The sequence below is a fragment of the Sulfuricurvum sp. genome, from assembly GCF_019163035.1.
In the GTDB taxonomy this organism is placed as follows: Bacteria; Campylobacterota; Campylobacteria; order Campylobacterales; family Sulfurimonadaceae; genus Sulfuricurvum.
The window spans coordinates 1-16,946 of the sequence record NZ_JAFLKV010000105.1; the positions used below are offsets into that span (position 1 = coordinate 1).

Sequence of the window (16,946 nt, forward strand, 5' to 3'; positions counted from 1 at the left end):
TGTAAACATCTAACCCCTTTATTAAAAGACTATTTTACCCTCTTCTTGCAAAGAATGGATAATATTTTTTGCTTTTTCGTGACCGTTATACGCCGCTTTGCGGCACCACTCCAGTGCCGTGTCGTTGTTCATCTCACATCCGAGTCCCTGATCGTACATCAACCCGAGGTTAAATTGCCCCTCAGCGAGGTTCATAGTTGCGGCGCGGGAGAAGCAGATAAAAGCTCTAGGATAATCTTGCGGTACCCCATGCCCCTCTTTGTAGAGGACACCGAGGTTATTAAACGCGTTGGCATTGCCCCGTTTGGCTGCTTCTTCGTACCAAAATGCCGCTTCGGAGAAATTTTGGAGGCATCCTAACCCCCGCTCCAATGCGAGAGCCGTCTCAAACTGTGCTTGCGGAAATTCGAGGATCGCGGCACGGAGGAGGAACTCATAGGCTTTGAACTGATCGTGGGGGACGACAACCCCATCGGCGTACATGAGGGCGAGATTATAAATCGCCGTCGGTTCGTTCAGTTCGGCGGCTTGGGTATAGAGGTGGAATGAGCGCTCCAGTGAGCTCTCAACCCCTAGTCCCTTTTGGTGCATATATCCCAATGAGGAGAGGGCGGTAGGATTGTTTTGAAGGGCGAGGGTTTCAAAAAGTTCAAGTGCCTCTCCGTAACGTTCGGCATTAAAAGCGTCAAAGGCACTTTGGAGCATACAGATTCCTATTCAATTTTTAGGGGATTATAACAAAGGGTGCTTTAGCGACGTACTTTTCTCGCTTCGCGCTGTTTTTCTTTAAGTTTCGTTACAACGTCTTTGAGTTCCTCTTTCTTTTTGAGGAGTTCTTCTCGGATGAGGTGTTCATCTCCCCCATCGATTTCAGGGTCATATTCGAGAGGTTCGGGGCTGTAGTTTTTCAGCATCTCTTCCAATGTTAGGGTTTTGTCGTTGTTCATGGCAATCACTCGTCATTAAAAGTTTTGCTTAATTGTAGACACTTTTTCCTTTGTATTTTTATAGCTTTCAACAATGGAAGCTATAATTGCATTAATAATTTACGTAAAAAGAAGTAATAATGAATTATGACGTTATCGTCGTCGGCGGAGGACACGCCGGAATCGAAGCTGCACTCGCCTCCGCACGTATGGGTCAAAATACCCTGATGGTCTCCATTTTAGCGGAACAAGTGGGGGCAACGAGCTGTAATCCAGCCGTCGGTGGACTTGCTAAAGGGCATTTGGTGCGTGAACTCGATGCGCTCGGCGGAGAGATGGGATTATTGACCGATGAAGCGGGAATCCAGTTTCGTATCCTCAATATCACCAAAGGTCCTGCCGTTCGCGGAAGCCGCGCGCAGATCGATATGGATCGCTACCGCATCATTGCCCGCAATAAAATTTTGACAACACCGAACATGTCATTGATTCAAGAGACGGTCAATGCTCTCCTGATCGAAGAGGGGGCTGTCGTCGGAGTCCGTACCCATTTGCTCAACGAGTACCGTGCTAAAAAAGTGATTTTGACGACGGGGACATTTCTTAACGGTGTTGTTCACATCGGCGAGATCACTCAAGAGTCAGGTCGTTTTGGCGAGTTTCCTGCCAAGGGGCTTACCGACTCACTCCGCGAAGCGGGGCTGAATGTCGGACGGCTCAAAACGGGAACGTGCCCCCGTATCGACAGCTCTTCAATCGATTTTAGTGTCATGGAAATCCAAGACGGTGATGAACTTCCTAATCCGTTTAGTTTTCGCACCGACCGAGCAGAGTTTGCACGGACGAAAAAACAGCTTCCGTGTTACATCGCCTATACCAACGAAGAGACTCACAGCCTCATCGAGGGGAACTTCCACCGCGCGCCATTGTTTACGGGACAGATCGAGGGGGTAGGACCGCGCTATTGTCCGAGTATCGAAGACAAGATCAACCGTTTCCGCGACAAAGAGCGTCATCACCTCTTTATCGAGCCTCAAAGTGCGGAGAATACCGAGTGCTATATCAACGGTATGTCTACCTCGCTTCCACCGGATGTACAGCGTTCTATGATCCAATCGGTGCATGGGATGGAGAATGCGAAAATCGTCCGTTACGGATATGCGATCGAGTACGATTATGTCGATCCGACCGAGCTGAAACACACGTTGGAGACGAAAAAAGTCAAAAATCTCTATTGTGCCGGGCAGATAAACGGGACGACGGGGTACGAAGAGGCGGCCGCGCAGGGGATGATGGCGGGGATTAACGCCGCATTGTCGCTACAAGGGAAAGAGCCCCTCATCTTACGCCGTGATGAAGCCTATATCGGGGTCTTGATCGATGATTTGGTGACGAAAGGGACAAAAGAGCCGTATCGTATGTTTACCTCCCGTGCCGAATATCGGTTACTGCTCCGCGAAGAGACGGCGGACTTGCGTTTGGGACGTTACGGACACGCTTTAGGATTGATCGATGATGCTCAGATGGAGCGGATAGAGACAAAACGTATCCAAATCGCGGAAGGGTTAAAGCTTCTCGAAAAGACGATCTATACCCCGAACAAAGAGTTTTTGGCATTTTTAGCCTCTATCGATGAGGAACATATCACCGATAAACTCACCGCTACTCAGCTCGTTTCCCGTAAAAGTTTTGAACTGGATAAATTGGTAAAACTGATTCCGAGTTTCGCGGAACTTGATCCGTATATCCAAGAACAGATTTTGATCGAGGCGAAATACGCCCGCTACGTCGAGAAACAAAGTGACGATATCGAGCGAATGTCGAAGATGCTCCACATCGCGATCCCTGAGAATTTTAATTTTTCATCCGTCTCAGGACTTTCCAACGAGATCGTGAGCAAACTCAACACCTTTAACCCTCCAACCTTGCAGGCGGCATCGCAAATCAGCGGAATGACCCCTGCGGCGTTGGATATTCTCCATATTTACATCAAAATTGCATGTCAAAAGCAAAAAAGTTCGAGAATGACCACTAAAGATTGATAATGTGTTCATTAAAGTTTGAGAATAGGCTTCATTAAATACTTTTATTGCAAAGCCCTCAATGCCCGATCAAACTCATACCCTGCAATCAATTTTTTTACTTCTTCATAGGTTTTTTGCGATTGACGGTCCAAAGCGATAGTTTCAAATAGGGCTAATATCGGTTGAATTCTTTTTGGACGTTTGGACTCTATCGTCTTTTTGAGTTCAGCGAACAGAGATTCGATTTCTTCTTTAGAGACTTGCCGCTTATCGTTTGAATTCACTTCATCTTTTGTAAATTTTGTTTCGATTTCATCGCAAACATGTGCCAATTCTTCTGTGAATTGAGTAATTATGGCTTCATTTTGATCTTTTTCCAATTCTTGGGCAAGCCAATATAAACGCTCTGCCCCGATAGTACCGCTTAGACCTTTGAGGGTATGCAATGTATCTTTTAAATCAGGGGAAAGCTCAGATGGTCTAAAGTGTTTATACTGTTCTGAAAACTTTAGTACCAAATTCGTATACAGGGTTATACTACTTATAGTAGAAGGGACAACCTTTTTTACGTTTAAATAGTGCAATTCAGGGATGGTCTGAGTAGAAACATCTTCTTCAGCATGAGCTATTTCTACTTTTTTGGAAATAAATTTTAAAAGCAATTCAAACAGTTTCTCCGTATCGATCGGTTTGTTCAGATGGGCATTCATCCCCGCTTTCTTTGATCTATTGGCATCTTCCTTCATGGCGTTTGCACTAAGGGCAATAATAGGTATTTCACATCCCATATCCCGTAGAGCTTTGGCCGCTTCATAACCGTCCATCATCGGCATTTGAATATCCATTAGGATAAGCTCATAAAACCCTTTTTTGGATTTGTACATCTCTACGGCTTCCATCCCATTGGAAGCTATATCTACAAGGATCCCGCTGGGTCTTAGCATCCCCGTCAGCACTTCTTGATTTAGGACGTTATCTTCAGCCACCAATATTCCACTCCCCTTCAGAGAAGAAAGCTGGGTTTTAAGCGATGGAGTATCGATTGCACAGTTCATTTTGGCAACTTTCTCACCAAAAATCCCGACGATGATGTTATATAAGAGTGATGGGTTGATAGGTTTTTTCAAGAATATATCGATCCCGACATCTTTTGCTTTTTTGAGAATGTCGGTAGCCGAATAGGCACTAATCATAATCACGGTTGGCACACTATTGCTTTGACATTGTTTTTTTAACAGCTTGGTTGTTTCAATACCATCCATATTTGGCATCTTCCAATCCATTAAAACCAGATCGAAATGGCGTGATTCCTCACAAATAAGCGATAACGCCTCTTCTCCGTTATTGGCAACGCTAATGTTGATATTAAAATTTTTGAGGAGTTTGGAAATAATGATTTGCCATGATGGAGTATCATCGACAATCAGAACGTTTTTATGTTCATAATTATCATAACTTCGCTGCTTAGGGGTATTTTCGATCAAGTCTACTTCAAAGAAAAATTCACTTCCCTTGCCTAGATTGCTTTCAACCCAGATCACTCCACCCATCATTTCAACGAATTTTTTACTGATTGCCAACCCCAAACCAGTCCCTCCGAATCTACGGGTTGTTGTATTGTCGGCCTGAGTGAAGGAGCGAAACAATTTGTCAGCCTGTTCTTTGGAGAGTCCTATGCCGGTGTCTTTGACTTTGAAACGAAATCGTCCTGGAGATACTTTTTCGATGTAGATGCCGATTTCGCCTTCATTGGTGAATTTCACTGCATTGGTAGCCAAGTTGATGAGGATTTGCCCAAGTCTAAGAGGATCGCCGAAGAGATTCATATTCATATTGTGATCGTATCCGACGACAAACTCCAACTCTTTTTCCTGAATTTTTAGCTCTATAATGTTCACTACATTTTCAATTACTGCATGCAGATCAAATTCGATGTTCTCCATCTCAAGTTTGCCGGCTTCGATTTTACTAAAATCAAGCACGTCATTAATAATTCCCAAAAGGGAGCTGGCAGCACTTTCAATTTTTTTTAGATAATCGAGCTGCATAGCATCAAGATTGGTATCTTTCATCAGATAAGTCATCCCGATAATGGCATTCATCGGTGTACGGATCTCATGACTCATATTTGCTAAAAATTCCGATTTAGCCTTTGTTGCCTCTTCGGCTTTCTCTTTAGCCTCTTGCAACTCTTTTTCTGTCAGTTTACGGCTTGTAATATCCCTTGCTGCACAAAATAGCATCGGCATGCTTCCAATTTCTACACCAACTGCATTAATTTCAACTGAGATTATGCTTCCATCTTTACGCTTTTGGAGGGTTTCAAAGGTAGAACAAGTTCCAATAAGCTGCGGAATGTGGTTGATCGATTCTTCAGGTGAATAGTGAACATCCCAATCTTTTACTTTTAACTGCATTGCCTCTTCATAGGTATAGCCAAGCATATCGCAGAATGCTTCATTGGCTTCTACTAAGTTACCCTCTACATCTAGAACATGGATACCGTCCCCTGAAGCCCGCATTAAAGTTTCATATTTTTTCAACTCTTCTTGGGCTTTTTTTCTAAGGGTGATATTTCTCGATGCACAAAGAAGCATCGGCTTATTGTTAACCTCTACCATTGCTGCATTGATCTCTACCGTGATAATACTTCCATCTTTGCAGAGATTAAACGACTCGAATGTTGGAGATGCTTCGAGATTACTAGGTAGGTCATCAACAAAATTCATTGGCTTCCATTTAAGATCCCAATCTTTTACGCTGAGGGTAGACATCTCTTCGGCGGTATATCCAAGCATCTTACAGAAAGATTCATTATATTCTATCAATCTCCCTTCATTGTCGATGATATGAATACCATCAGCAGATGCTTTGAGAAGTGATTTATATTTAAGATTTTCTCTATCTCTCGCCTCTTCCATTGCCCGTTTTTCGGTAATGTCTATCGCTAGTGAAGCGACTTCTTGCTTTCCGTCTTTATTGGCAGGAAGGATGGAACTGTACCACTCACAAATAATAGTTTCGCCCTCTTTGGTGAGAATTTCATTAATCGTATGGATATTATTGGTTCTAAAAAGTTCTTCAGCACTTTGGAGTATATCATTATGACTTTGTTCAGGTATGAGAAATTCCAGAAAGTTTCGTCCTAAAACCTCTTCCCTGTTCCAGCCAAAAAGCTTTTCAGATTGTTTATTCCAATCATTGATAATAAACCCTTCTCCCCATACTACACCTGGTGACGCGGCTTCTTCAAATAAAACCCTGTGGCGCAATTCGCTGTATTCAAGTTCTTTTATGTATTGTCTAATATCTTTGTCCATGTTATTACCTAAATACAATTTTATTTCGTCCACTGTTTTTTGCATCATAGAGAGCAAGATCGGCTTGCTTTATTAGTTCATCGATAGATTGAATAGAAAGATTTTTTTGAGCTACACCGTTGCTGATCGTAAAACTGATATCATGCCCATTATAGTCAACACTTGATGATGCTATTGCAGTTCTTATATTTTCAAAAAGCTGAGTCATCCTATCTGTAGAATCATCAATACAAACAGCAACAAATTCTTCGCCACCTATACGTGCAAAAATAGAGTTTTCAGGAAGCATTTCAGATATTGTTTTGGCTACGAGTTTAATAACTAAATCTCCGGCATCATGCCCAAAACTATCGTTGACCTTTTTAAAATGATCAATGTCGAGCATAGACACAAATAGATTTTCTTCATATAGATCAAATATAGGCGTTGAAAGCTCAAAGAACTTTCGTCGATTATAGACGCCGGTCATTGTATCTCTTGATGCTAAATATTCAAGATCATCTATGGTTTTTTTGAGCTTGATCTGGGTTTGGACTCGAGCGATTACTTCGCTGCGCTTAAGAGGCTTGCTGACATAATCATTGGCTCCGGATTGAAATGCTTTTGAAATGCTGTCTTCATCAGTTTTGGCAGTTGTAAATATAATCGGTATATTTTTTGTAGCAGGTTGAGATTTTAGTATCTTGCACACTTCATACCCATCGATATTTGGCATCACAATATCAAGCAATATCAGCGATATAGTTTCCTGCTCGATAATTTCGAGAGCTTTTTGTCCACATGTAACCGGGATAACATCAAAATCTTCCAAGATATCCAACAATACATCCAAATTCTCTTTTTTATCATCAACAGCGAGAATGGTTTCATTCCTATGCATACGCAACCTTTATGTTTTGATTATGATCTACTTTCATTGTAGCCCATGTCATTAAAAAAAATATTAAATCTGGCATTTATAAGAATTGAAATAACTCGGCGTATTATCAAAATATATCGATACATTCTCAATCTTTTTAATAGAAATAGTTTTTGCATTTTTACTTGAAAGTTGCTTAACTATATATAGGGTAAAATAAACTATTACAATAAGGATTAACTACATATGCGCTATTTTTATTACGTCCACACGGGACACCGTATCGGATTGGATCGTTTCCACCGTGCTGTCGCTATCGTCAACGAGCTTCAAAAAGAGATCGATATTACCTTGCTTTGCTCCGATTTTCGGATTGCGGCGGAAGCGAAAGAGTATGGGATTAAGCGTTCCGTTGGGGTTGATTTAGTCCGTAATATTCCACAAATCGCCCAACACGGTGATCGAATAATTTTTGACTCTGCTGAGATAAATCCGACATTGCTTGCCGATATGACTCTTTTTTTCCCTGCTTTTATCCGTATCAGCGATGATCCCGAAGATACAAAACATGATAAAGAGTTTTTGATATCTCCGTATTTGGAGGGGGAGGGGATTTGTAAGGCGACCGTTATAAATGAGCGCTATTTTGAGTCACTTCCTAAAACGATACCTTTAGCACTCTTTTTTGGTGATGATGATTACGAAAAAGATTTGGAAAAAAATCAAGCTGTATTTAAACCATTGAATGCCGAATTGCTGATGGGTTTTTACCATTTTCTCGGATATGAAAAGAGTCTAAAAGAGAGTTTTTCTGTTATCTATGAATGTGAAGAATACGATGAAGTAATTCGAAAAAGCGAACTATTAATCAGTTCATCACCCCAAGCGGTACTCCAAAACTTAGCCGGTGGAGGTAAGCCTATTTATCTCCACCGTCCTGATTATGTTACAGATTTTATCCCGTTATTTAAAGTTTTATCGATCCCGATAGTCGAAGAATTGACTCTAGAATGCCTTATGCAAGGGGTTAAAACCGCTCAATCAAATAATTATCACAAAATAGAAAAAAGTAACACTAAAGTAATCGAATTCATAAGAAAAACTTTCAATTTATAGAAACTTAAACCTTTTTAACTTATGATAGGGAGTTAAATTTCCAAATTAAGTGAGATGACTATGATGGATGAAAGCAGAAGAGGCTTTATTGGTAAAGCTTTTGGTGCAGTCGCTGCTGTCGGGGGAATTGCCTCGCTCATCGCGATGAAGAAGACATGGGACCCGCTCCCGAGTGTCATGTCAGCCGGTTTTACTACGGTAGACGTGTCAGCCTTAGAGGCTAATAAATTAGAGATTGCTGTATGGCGTGGTAAACCGGTGTTTATCCTCAAATACAGTGCTGATATGAAACCGACCGATGGTCGTAGTGTCAAAATCGGTGATCACTATTTTTCAGTTATGATCGGTCTTTGTACACACCTTGGCTGTATTCCAGCCTATCGTGCTGACCAACATGACTTTAAATGTGCATGTCACGGTGGTGAATTCACCGATGCAGGCGTTCAAAAATTCGGACCTCCACCTCGCCCGTTGGATATTCCACCATTTAAACTTGACGGTGTAACGCTTGTTTTGGGTGAAGAAGGTCCTGAATACAAAGCTATGATGGCAAAAGCAGGGGGAGCATAAGATGGCAGAATTTAAAAAAGCAGACTCGATGCTCGAGTGGTTTGACCAACGTTTAGGTGTTGTCAACTTTGCAAAAGTGATGATGACAGAGTATTGGATTCCGAAAAATATTAACTTTTTGTGGGCGATGGGTGTTCTTTTAACCGTATTGTTTACGTTCTTGGTAGTATCAGGGATTTTCCTTTTAATGTATTACAAACCAGATGTTAACATGGCGTTTGACAGTGTTAACTACACCATCATGCAAGAAGTAGCGTACGGTTGGTTATTCCGACATATCCACGCTGTAGGTGCTTCGGTTGTTTTCTTGGTAATTTACATTCATATGTTTACCGGTATCTATTACGGCTCTTATAAAAAAGGGCGTGAGATGATTTGGGTCTCAGGTATGCTTTTGTTCATGCTTTTCTCTGCGGAAGGGTTCAGCGGATACATGCTTCCATGGGGACAAATGTCATACTGGGCAGCGTACGTTATTACTGAAATTTTCGGTGGCATCCCTGTTATTGGAGATGAACTCGTCGTTTGGATTCGCGGTAACTTCTATGTTTCCGATTCAACGTTGACCCGTTTCTTTATGCTTCACGTGTTGTTGATTCCGTTGGCGATTCTTGGTGCGATTGTATTCCACTTTTATGCACTTCGATTCCCACACGTTAATAACGAAGAGGGTGAGTTTTTCGATTTCGATGAAGAAGCGGAAAAATACCTTGCAGGAAACAAAAAAGAGTCTAAAGTTGTCCCTTTTTGGCCGGTATTCTTGTCAAAAGATTTCTTTGTTCTCGGGTTCTTTATGTTGTTCTTCTTTTACTTGGTTTTCTTCCATTACGACTTTGCAATGGATCCGGTTAACTTTGATAAAGCAGACGGTCTTAAAACTCCGGCACACATCTACCCTGAGTGGTATTTCTTGTGGAGCTATGAAGTATTACGCGGATTCTTCTTTGAAATCGCAGGTGTATCCGGTAAAGATTTAGGATTGATGGCGTTTGGTTTTGCGAATGCTATTTTCTTAGTATTGCCTTGGTTGGATCGTTCTCCTATGGTAAAACCGGCAAATCAACGTCCGTATTTCAAATATTGGTTCTGGTTCTTGATGGCAGATTTGATTGTCTTGACCGTGTACGGTAAATTGCCTCCAACCGGTGCAAACGCATGGGTAGGTTTCGCTTCATCAATGACCTTTTTGGTATTGTTTATAGCATTGCCGTTTATTACCAAAGCAGAAGCTAAAAAAGTGGGGGGCAAATAATGAAAGAGTTTAAAATTTTAGCAGTTATTGTCGCTCTTGTCGGCATTACTTATTATGGTATCGAGCCATACGCTCACCATATTATGCATCCGGAAGTTTCTCCGGCGGATTTCTCGTTTAAAGATCTTAAAAACGTAGATACTAAATTAGCCGGAAACGCTGCAAACGGTAAAGTATTGGTTGAAGCAAATTGTATTGCTTGTCATGCGATTGATAAAGCAGGTTATCCAGCGGTTATGCCAAATGCAGACGCTGCGGCATCGTATGGTGTTGTACCACCGGATTTGAGTAGTGCAGGTCGTATTTATGACAAAAACTATTTGGCAAACTTTATTTTTGATCCGGTCACTGCGATGCATTTATCAGGAAAATATACCCCTGAAAGCGGCAAAGCATTTCCAATGCCGTCGTACAACTGGATGACTCCACAAGAGATTATGGACATCGTTGCATTTTTGCAATCTGTTTCTCCAAAAGTAGAGGGGAAAGAAGCACATAAAGCGACATTTGAAGCAGCATGTGGACGTTGTCACAATATGAAATATGCCGGTATTGAAGCAACAACACCAAAAGATAATCTTAAAGCGTATACGGGTGCAGTGGCTCCAGACTTGTCACAATACATTAAAAGCCGTGGAGAACACTATCTACATAGCTTTATCAATGATCCTCAATTATTGCTACACGGTACTTCTATGCCACGTGTTGGTCTGACCGAAGAAGCACAGGAAGAAGTTATTGCGTATATGGAAGAGACTGGCGATTCGAAAAAAGCGGAACGTGAATCTCTTGGTATATGGGTATTGCTCTATACGTTTATTTTTGCAATCTTGGCCTATTTGTGGAAACGCAAAATTTGGTCAGAAGTTCACTAAGGGGTAATGGATGAAAATGGTTAAAATTTTAGCATTATCGGCACTCCTTAGTGTCGGTGTAATGGCGGATGATACATTGGTTAAGAATATGAGCCAAATGGAAAGTGGTTTGAGCAGTGTACAAAAAGGATTTTTGTACAACACTCCGGCATTGATTAAAAGCGGTGTGAGTGATATTCACAAAGCTAATGTTCTTTTCCATAATATGGAAGATACAAAAAAATATCTTCCAAAAGATAAACAACATATGAGTAATATCGCGTTCAATGCGGCTAAACGTATTGATAGTGCGAGTGATGATATGCTCAAAGCATTGGATAAAAAACAATATTCAAAAGCGCATCAATCATACTCTGAAATCGTGAATGCTTGTACGGCATGTCACGCAGTCGTTCGCGGCTGGTAAAAAGTTGCCCCTTCGCGGGGTTTCTCCTCTTAACTCTCTCAATAAATAAAACTCAAAACAACTTTTAGATACTATCGCGCAACGCTCCTTATAATAGGAATTTTTCAAGGATAGATGTGTTAGTAGATAGCTATGGTAGAACAGTTGATTATTTACGGGTTTCGGTAACGGAACGGTGTAACTTTCGGTGTCAGTATTGTATGCCCGAAAAACCGTTTTCATGGGTACCCAAAGAGAATCTTCTCAGTTTTGAAGAGTTGTTTGAATTCATCAAGGTTTCCATTGACGAAGGGGTAAAAAAAATCCGTATAACGGGCGGTGAGCCGCTGCTTCGTGAAAACCTCGATACGTTTATCCGAATGATTTACGACTATAAAAACGATATTGATTTGGCGATGACGACCAATGCCTTTTTGCTCAAAAGCTCAGCGCAAAAGCTCTACGATGCAGGGCTACGCCGCCTTAATGTCTCAATAGATTCACTAAAACCCGAAGTGGCTGAAACCATTGCAAAAAAAGATGTTTTGAAACAAGTGCTTGAGGGGATAGAAGAGGCACTGCGTGTCGGACTCAAAGTCAAAGTGAACATGGTTCCCATGAAAGGGGTAAACGATGCGGAAGTGCTCGACGTATTGGAGTACTGCAAAGTACGAGGGATGACGATCCGATTTATCGAATATATGGAAAACGTCCATGCCGAGGTAGACATCAAAGGGATGCAAAGTCCTGAACTCTTGAGCATCATAGGAAGCCGCCACACCTATGAAGACGAGGGGTTTGACGGTCATTCTCCGTCGCATTATTACAAGCTCGATGATGGGTATGAGTTTGGTATCATCGAACCGCACAAAGACGATTTTTGTACCAAATGCAATCGCATCCGTCTCACCGCAGAGGGTAATTTGATTCCGTGTTTGTATTTTGATGAGGCGATGTCGATACGTGATGCGGTACGTCGTGGTGACATCAAAGAGGCGGCATTAGTGCTCAAAGAGGTTATCCGAACCAAGCCTGAAAAGAACCGTTGGAGTGAGGGTGACACCGAGCAATCAAACCGCGCATTTTACGAAACGGGAGGGTGAGCATGTTATATTTAGTAGAACACTTTTACTCCGTCCAAGGCGAGGGGAAATACGTCGGTACACCCTCACTCTTTTTCCGTTTCGGAGGGTGCAATCTCAAGTGTGAAGGGTTCGGATGCACTGAAATCACCCCTGATGGACGTGAAATCATCGGATGCGACACCGTCTATGCGGTTGATCGCAAAGGGTTCGGCGATTTATGGATGGAGATTGAAGAGTTACAAAGCCTTATTTGGATCATGAACGGTTATCGACTCCCTCACAATGTCGATATCGTCCTTACCGGAGGAGAACCGCTGATCTATGCGAATGAGCCGATTTTTGTTGAGTTTATTTCTTATTTGATTTCGCAAGGGCATCGTGTGACATTTGAGACGAATGCGACGATTGCTCCTGATTTTGTCCGCTATCCGTTTTACCGAGAAGCGACATACGCACTTTCTGTCAAACTCTCCAACAGTGGTGAGCCTGAGAATCGGAGGGTAAAGCCAGAGGTTTATGGCGAGATTATCGGCAATGCCCGTGAGAGCTTTTTTAAATTCAGCGTTGATGAACCCTCACTGGGGAGCCACATGGAAGAGGAAATCGATGCAATTATCGCCCCTCATCCGTTTACCCCTGTGTATTGTATGCCTCTAGGCGGTGATAAAGCCCATATCGAAGCGAACTGCGAAGCGGTGATCGAGTTGTGCAAACGGAGAGGATTTATCTACTCCGATCGTCTTCATATCCGTATCTGGGATCAGAATCACGGAGTATAATACGGTTAACACTTGAGGTCACAAAATGTGACTTCAAAATGATAAGGTATTTCATGATAATACGAAAACTTTTTAAATTTGAAAACGCCCATATCGTTCGTGGCTGTTCCACTCAACGGTGTCGTGCCTCGATTCACGGGCATTCGTATAAAGTCGAAGTGTTGCTCGAATCCGATTTTCTTGATAACGGTCAAATGGTGTACGATTTTGGTTTGATGAAGCAGGGGATGAAAGAACTGATTGATAGTTTCGATCATGCCATTGCTCTATGGGATGGGGATGATGCGGAGTACATTAGTGATATGAAACGCAACTCCAACCGATGGGTACAAATCCCCGTTTCCCCTTCAGCAGAACAATTTAGCCGTCTCATTTTTGTCATGATCGACAAGCTCCATTGGTTTACCCAAATGGTGAATGGTGAGAAGATGGTACGGCTTTTTAGTATTATCGTCCATGAAACTGATACCGGATATGCACAGTGCTTTCGTCAAGACGCCTATTCCGAAAAGATGGGATTGATCGATTTAGAAAAGATAATTTTTAGCGATGAGATACGCGAAGGATGGGGCGATCCTGAGTTATGGGAGCGGATCAAACGGGGAGAAACGTTCATTAACCCTACGACAGTTTAATAAAGGGAAATTTTCTCCCGTATCCGGAAGATACGGGTAGCTTTAGAGGGTTGTAGGGACATTTGTCCCTGCCACTTTGCGGGCTTTGCCCGTAAAGTGCATAACATTAGTAAGTAATCAAGGAATTTTGATCCACTGAACTCATACACCAGCGTGTCGGGATAATCTTCACGCTTGAGCCTTTCTCAAACCCCTCCACTGAAGCATCCACCATCATGTAAGCATTGGCACGTGAGAGGGGCAACACCATCCCCGGACCGAATTTTTCACTCGGCGTGAACGAAGCACCGTCAAACCACCCCGGAATCAGAGAACGTCTCCCTTTTTTCATTTTAAACGGTTCGCTTATTTGGGTTGTGATCGCAGAGAGATATTTATCGCTTCGACCGCTGAGGGAGAGGATGGCACTTTGACCGAACAGCTCAAAACACAATGCCGCCGCAAGAGGGTTTCCAGGGAGATTGAGGATCAGGGTTTCTCCGATTCGGCCGAATGTCGTCGGTTTGCCCGGTTTGATGTCGACCGATTCAAAAGCCGCTTCAAATCCGAGGGAGCTAAACGCCTCTTTGGTGAAATCGGCATCCCCGACACTCACTCCGCCGGAGGTGATGATGAGATCGGCACTCAGAGCACTGCGGATATACTCTTGGATCGATCCCAGCGTATCCACGGCCGTGCCGGTAAAGATCACCTCGCACCCCAGCTCCTTTGCTCGGGCGGCAAAGGTTGGAGTGTTGGTATTATAGAGCTGATTGGATCCCAACTCTTCATAATGCATTTTGAGCTCATTCCCCGAGGAGAATAGGGCGACTCGCGGGCGGCGATACACTTTAATATGGGTAATCCCCTGCGAAGCGAGGAGTGAAATATGATGGGCGTGAAGCATTGCCCCCACCTTTAATAACTCCATCCCCGATTGAATATCTTCCCCTTTGAGGCGGATATGGGCAGAGGCTCGGATGGAGGTGGGGAGGGTGACTGAATCACCGTTGACACTCACCTCTTCGATGGGGACGATCGCCTCGCACCCCTGCGGGATTTTTGCCCCCGTCATGATACGGATACACTGATCTTCGATCATCCGTATCTCGGCACCGTCTCCGGCAAAGATGACACACGATTGTTTCAGCGTTTTACCCGCATCTTGAACCCGTACGGCATAGCCGTCCATCGCGGAGTTGTCAAACGAGGGGAGAGAATGGGTGGCGGTAACGCTCTCGCAGAGGACTCGGTGGATAGCATTTTCTATCGGTACGATTTCACTTTGCGTGGGGGTTGCAAAGGTGTAAATCGCTTTGAGTGCCTCTTCTACGTTGATTGCCATACCGTCTCCTTGCGTCTATTCTCCTCTGTATGCATTAACTATTCACATCAGAAGGAATCATTTAGGGAGTCATTATAGGCAATTTAAGGTAAAATCCCCTTTATGGAAGCTATGTATAAAACCGGATTGAATATCCACTATTTCGGAGTTATTGTCTTGATGGGAGTGGTGGTGTTCAACATCGTCATGTTATCCCTCTCTCATCATGTTGTTCGCTACAGCAAACGGATGCGGGTTGTGATGCCGATATCGGGTTCCTTCATCGCATTGATCCTTTTTACGGGTGCGGTGATGATGGCGGCTAAACATTTGCACTTCACCTTCTCCAATATCGCCATGATCGTGATCGCAATCGTGATGATTATCCTTGAAGCCAAGCGGTACAAAACCCTCAAACGCAGAACCGATATTACCCAAGAGGGGGCTTTTGCGGAGTATAAGAAAAAAGCGTTTCGTTTCTTAGGTATAGAGATGACTCTGTTACTCGCAATCACACTCTGGATGATGGCACAAGCATGAAATTTCTTCTTCACGGCGATGTCGGTGCGAGTGAACTCAGTGTCAGTGGCGATGATTACAAATATCTCATCAAAGTACGACGTCATAAAGCGGGTGATTTGATCGCGTTTCGCTCGCGTGAGCGTCTGAGCGAAGAGTACCGCTACCGATTGGAACGGACTGACGGTCGCGTTGCCTATTTCACCCTTCAAAGCCATCACGCTTCGCTTTGTGAGAATCCAAAAAACCTCCATATTGGATGGTGTCTGGTGGATCCGAAAACGATTGAGAAAACCCTCCCGATGCTCACGGAACTTGGGGTGAACAAAATCACCTTTATCCATTGCCGCCGTTCTCAGCAAAATTTTCGTCTCGATTTTGAGCGGTTTAACCGAATCATGGAGAGCTCCATCATGCAATGCGGCCGTACGTCGTTGATCGAACTCTCCGAGGCTCCGAATCTGAGTACCTTTTTAAAAAACAATCCCGAATCGGTGATTTTTGATTTCGGAGGAACACCGCTTGAGAACGATGAATCGGTCGATACGGTCGTGATCGGTTGCGAGGGGGGATTTGATGAGGGGGAGCGTAAATTGTTCAGTGATTATCGTGTTCGCCTCTTTTCCTCTCCAATGATATTGCGCTCCGAAACGGCGGCGGTAGCGATAGCATCGCGCTTATTGTAAAAAAAGAATTTTTTCGTTATAATTCGCGTCCAATTATCCGCCCCCGTACGGATATAAAACTATACAGACCGACGTACAACGCCGTCGATCACAAGGCAAAACTATGAAAAAAGATCTTCACCCGAACGTTGTTGAATGTACAGCAAGCTGCGCATGCGGTAACTCATTCACAACAACTAGCATCAAAGACACTATCCGTGTTGATATCTGCAGCGCATGTCACCCGTTTTATACCGGTTCTGAGCGTCAAGTGGATACCGCAGGTCGTATCGATAAATTCAAAAAACGTTACGCGCTAAATTCGTAACATTAATTGAGAACGCCAAAGGAATTCATCCCTTTGGCTACGCTAGCCGCTATGGCACTAAAGCTTGCCTCTACGAGGCAGAATTGTAAGAAGACAAATGCTTTCTCTTGTCCCCACTCCTATCGGTAATATTTCTGATATTTCACTCCGTTCTCTCGAAATTTTATCCACCGCTAATACGATTCTTTGTGAAGATACCCGTGTTACTAAAAAACTAATCCATTTACTCAAAGAACGCCATAACCTCACGACGATGGAACCCCAATTTTTCAGCCTTCATTCCCATAATGAAGCCGAATTTGTTT

At 43.2% G+C, this 16,946-nt stretch carries 18 protein-coding genes; 13 read left to right on the top strand and 5 right to left on the bottom strand.

Annotated elements, in window-relative coordinates:
* Positions 1 to 21 precede the first annotated feature (21 nt).
* Both JZU62_RS07540 and JZU62_RS07545 read right to left on the bottom strand, forming a co-directional pair.
* Positions 22 to 705 (bottom strand): tetratricopeptide repeat protein, encoded by a 684-nt coding sequence (locus tag JZU62_RS07540; RefSeq protein ID WP_295013447.1) that lies wholly within the window; start codon positions 703 to 705, stop codon positions 22 to 24.
* 44 nt (positions 706 to 749) lie between these two features.
* Positions 750 to 947 (bottom strand): hypothetical protein, encoded by a 198-nt coding sequence (locus tag JZU62_RS07545; RefSeq protein WP_295013449.1) that lies wholly within the window; start codon positions 945 to 947, stop codon positions 750 to 752.
* Positions 948 to 1,066: 119 nt separating this feature from the next.
* Between JZU62_RS07545 and mnmG the strand changes: the two genes are divergently transcribed.
* A complete protein-coding gene (gene mnmG / locus JZU62_RS07550) occupies positions 1,067 to 2,968 on the top strand; it encodes a tRNA uridine-5-carboxymethylaminomethyl(34) synthesis enzyme MnmG (RefSeq protein WP_295013451.1) in 1,902 nt (633 codons plus the stop codon).
* Between the two features lie 44 nt (positions 2,969 to 3,012).
* On the opposite strand, the gene JZU62_RS07555 is transcribed toward mnmG, so the two are convergent.
* The gene (locus JZU62_RS07555; protein WP_295013453.1) at positions 3,013 to 6,270 is read right to left on the bottom strand and encodes a PAS domain S-box protein; all 3,258 of its coding nucleotides are present in this window, start codon (positions 6,268 to 6,270) and stop codon (positions 3,013 to 3,015) included.
* A 4-nt stretch (positions 6,271 to 6,274) separates the two neighbouring features.
* Complete coding sequence (locus JZU62_RS07560; protein ID WP_295013455.1) at positions 6,275 to 7,150, bottom strand: diguanylate cyclase; 876 nt, start codon at positions 7,148 to 7,150, stop codon at positions 6,275 to 6,277.
* A gap of 225 nt (positions 7,151 to 7,375) precedes the next feature.
* Between JZU62_RS07560 and JZU62_RS07565 the strand changes: the two genes are divergently transcribed.
* From JZU62_RS07565 to JZU62_RS07600, 8 genes are all read left to right on the top strand, one after another.
* Positions 7,376 to 8,245 (top strand): hypothetical protein, encoded by an 870-nt coding sequence (locus JZU62_RS07565; RefSeq protein ID WP_295013457.1) that lies wholly within the window; start codon positions 7,376 to 7,378, stop codon positions 8,243 to 8,245.
* A gap of 60 nt (positions 8,246 to 8,305) precedes the next feature.
* On the top strand, positions 8,306 to 8,815 hold the full coding sequence (petA, locus tag JZU62_RS07570) for a ubiquinol-cytochrome c reductase iron-sulfur subunit (RefSeq protein WP_295013459.1): 510 nt from the start codon (positions 8,306 to 8,308) through the stop codon (positions 8,813 to 8,815).
* A gap of 1 nt (position 8,816) precedes the next feature.
* Positions 8,817 to 10,067 carry a cytochrome bc complex cytochrome b subunit gene (locus tag JZU62_RS07575; protein WP_295013461.1) on the top strand — a complete coding sequence of 417 codons (1,251 nt, stop codon included), beginning with the start codon at positions 8,817 to 8,819 and terminating at the stop codon, positions 10,065 to 10,067.
* Entirely contained in the window at positions 10,067 to 10,942 is an 876-nt protein-coding gene (locus JZU62_RS07580) for a c-type cytochrome (RefSeq protein WP_295013463.1), read from the top strand. The genes JZU62_RS07575 and JZU62_RS07580 overlap by 1 nt, the downstream gene beginning before the upstream one ends.
* Positions 10,943 to 10,952: 10 nt before the next feature.
* Positions 10,953 to 11,348 carry a hypothetical protein gene (locus tag JZU62_RS07585; RefSeq protein ID WP_295013465.1) on the top strand — a complete coding sequence of 132 codons (396 nt, stop codon included), beginning with the start codon at positions 10,953 to 10,955 and terminating at the stop codon, positions 11,346 to 11,348.
* A gap of 116 nt (positions 11,349 to 11,464) precedes the next feature.
* Positions 11,465 to 12,430, top strand: coding sequence for a GTP 3',8-cyclase MoaA (gene moaA, locus JZU62_RS07590; RefSeq protein WP_295013467.1), 966 nt, complete (start codon positions 11,465 to 11,467; stop codon positions 12,428 to 12,430).
* 2 nt (positions 12,431 to 12,432) lie between these two features.
* Positions 12,433 to 13,191: a 7-carboxy-7-deazaguanine synthase QueE gene (locus JZU62_RS07595; RefSeq protein ID WP_295013469.1), complete on the top strand. Its 759-nt coding sequence runs from the start codon at positions 12,433 to 12,435 to the stop codon at positions 13,189 to 13,191.
* A gap of 53 nt (positions 13,192 to 13,244) precedes the next feature.
* Complete coding sequence (locus tag JZU62_RS07600; protein WP_295013471.1) at positions 13,245 to 13,826, top strand: 6-carboxytetrahydropterin synthase; 582 nt, start codon at positions 13,245 to 13,247, stop codon at positions 13,824 to 13,826.
* Between the two features lie 106 nt (positions 13,827 to 13,932).
* Here JZU62_RS07600 and glp read toward each other — a convergent pair whose 3' ends face one another.
* Positions 13,933 to 15,150, bottom strand: a complete 1,218-nt coding sequence (gene glp / locus JZU62_RS07605; protein ID WP_295013472.1) for a gephyrin-like molybdotransferase Glp — start codon at positions 15,148 to 15,150, stop codon at positions 13,933 to 13,935.
* Positions 15,151 to 15,252: 102 nt separating this feature from the next.
* Here glp and JZU62_RS07610 point away from each other — a divergent pair, with 102 nt between their 5' ends.
* The 4 genes from JZU62_RS07610 to JZU62_RS07625 all read left to right on the top strand — a co-directional run.
* On the top strand, positions 15,253 to 15,669 hold the full coding sequence (locus tag JZU62_RS07610; RefSeq protein ID WP_295013474.1) for a hypothetical protein: 417 nt from the start codon (positions 15,253 to 15,255) through the stop codon (positions 15,667 to 15,669).
* On the top strand, positions 15,666 to 16,334 hold the full coding sequence (locus tag JZU62_RS07615; RefSeq protein WP_295013476.1) for an RsmE family RNA methyltransferase: 669 nt from the start codon (positions 15,666 to 15,668) through the stop codon (positions 16,332 to 16,334). The genes JZU62_RS07610 and JZU62_RS07615 overlap by 4 nt, the downstream gene beginning before the upstream one ends.
* Positions 16,335 to 16,437: 103 nt before the next feature.
* Positions 16,438 to 16,641 carry a 50S ribosomal protein L31 gene (rpmE, locus tag JZU62_RS07620; RefSeq protein WP_295013478.1) on the top strand — a complete coding sequence of 68 codons (204 nt, stop codon included), beginning with the start codon at positions 16,438 to 16,440 and terminating at the stop codon, positions 16,639 to 16,641.
* Positions 16,642 to 16,738: 97 nt separating this feature from the next.
* The coding region (locus JZU62_RS07625; RefSeq protein WP_365956599.1) for an SAM-dependent methyltransferase at positions 16,739 to 16,946 on the top strand (208 nt) is incomplete at its 3' end.

Excerpts from the sequence above, each read along its gene's own strand:
- JZU62_RS07565 (WP_295013457.1), top strand. The coding sequence starts at position 7,376 with ATGCGCTATTTTTATTACGTCCACACGGGACACCGTATCGGATTGGAT.
- JZU62_RS07555 (WP_295013453.1), bottom strand. The coding sequence starts at position 6,270 with ATGGACAAAGATATTAGACAATACATAAAAGAACTTGAATACAGCGAA.
- JZU62_RS07540 (WP_295013447.1), bottom strand. The coding sequence starts at position 705 with ATGCTCCAAAGTGCCTTTGACGCTTTTAATGCCGAACGTTACGGAGAG.
- JZU62_RS07595 (WP_295013469.1), top strand. The coding sequence starts at position 12,433 with ATGTTATATTTAGTAGAACACTTTTACTCCGTCCAAGGCGAGGGGAAA.
- JZU62_RS07580 (WP_295013463.1), top strand. The coding sequence starts at position 10,067 with ATGAAAGAGTTTAAAATTTTAGCAGTTATTGTCGCTCTTGTCGGCATT.
- mnmG (WP_295013451.1), top strand. The coding sequence starts at position 1,067 with ATGAATTATGACGTTATCGTCGTCGGCGGAGGACACGCCGGAATCGAA.
- JZU62_RS07545 (WP_295013449.1), bottom strand. The coding sequence starts at position 947 with ATGAACAACGACAAAACCCTAACATTGGAAGAGATGCTGAAAAACTAC.
- JZU62_RS07560 (WP_295013455.1), bottom strand. The coding sequence starts at position 7,150 with ATGCATAGGAATGAAACCATTCTCGCTGTTGATGATAAAAAAGAGAAT.
- JZU62_RS07585 (WP_295013465.1), top strand. The coding sequence starts at position 10,953 with ATGAAAATGGTTAAAATTTTAGCATTATCGGCACTCCTTAGTGTCGGT.
- rpmE (WP_295013478.1), top strand. The coding sequence starts at position 16,438 with ATGAAAAAAGATCTTCACCCGAACGTTGTTGAATGTACAGCAAGCTGC.
- glp (WP_295013472.1), bottom strand. The coding sequence starts at position 15,150 with ATGGCAATCAACGTAGAAGAGGCACTCAAAGCGATTTACACCTTTGCA.
- petA (WP_295013459.1), top strand. The coding sequence starts at position 8,306 with ATGATGGATGAAAGCAGAAGAGGCTTTATTGGTAAAGCTTTTGGTGCA.
- JZU62_RS07610 (WP_295013474.1), top strand. The coding sequence starts at position 15,253 with ATGGAAGCTATGTATAAAACCGGATTGAATATCCACTATTTCGGAGTT.
- JZU62_RS07600 (WP_295013471.1), top strand. The coding sequence starts at position 13,245 with ATGATAATACGAAAACTTTTTAAATTTGAAAACGCCCATATCGTTCGT.
- JZU62_RS07615 (WP_295013476.1), top strand. The coding sequence starts at position 15,666 with ATGAAATTTCTTCTTCACGGCGATGTCGGTGCGAGTGAACTCAGTGTC.
- JZU62_RS07575 (WP_295013461.1), top strand. The coding sequence starts at position 8,817 with ATGGCAGAATTTAAAAAAGCAGACTCGATGCTCGAGTGGTTTGACCAA.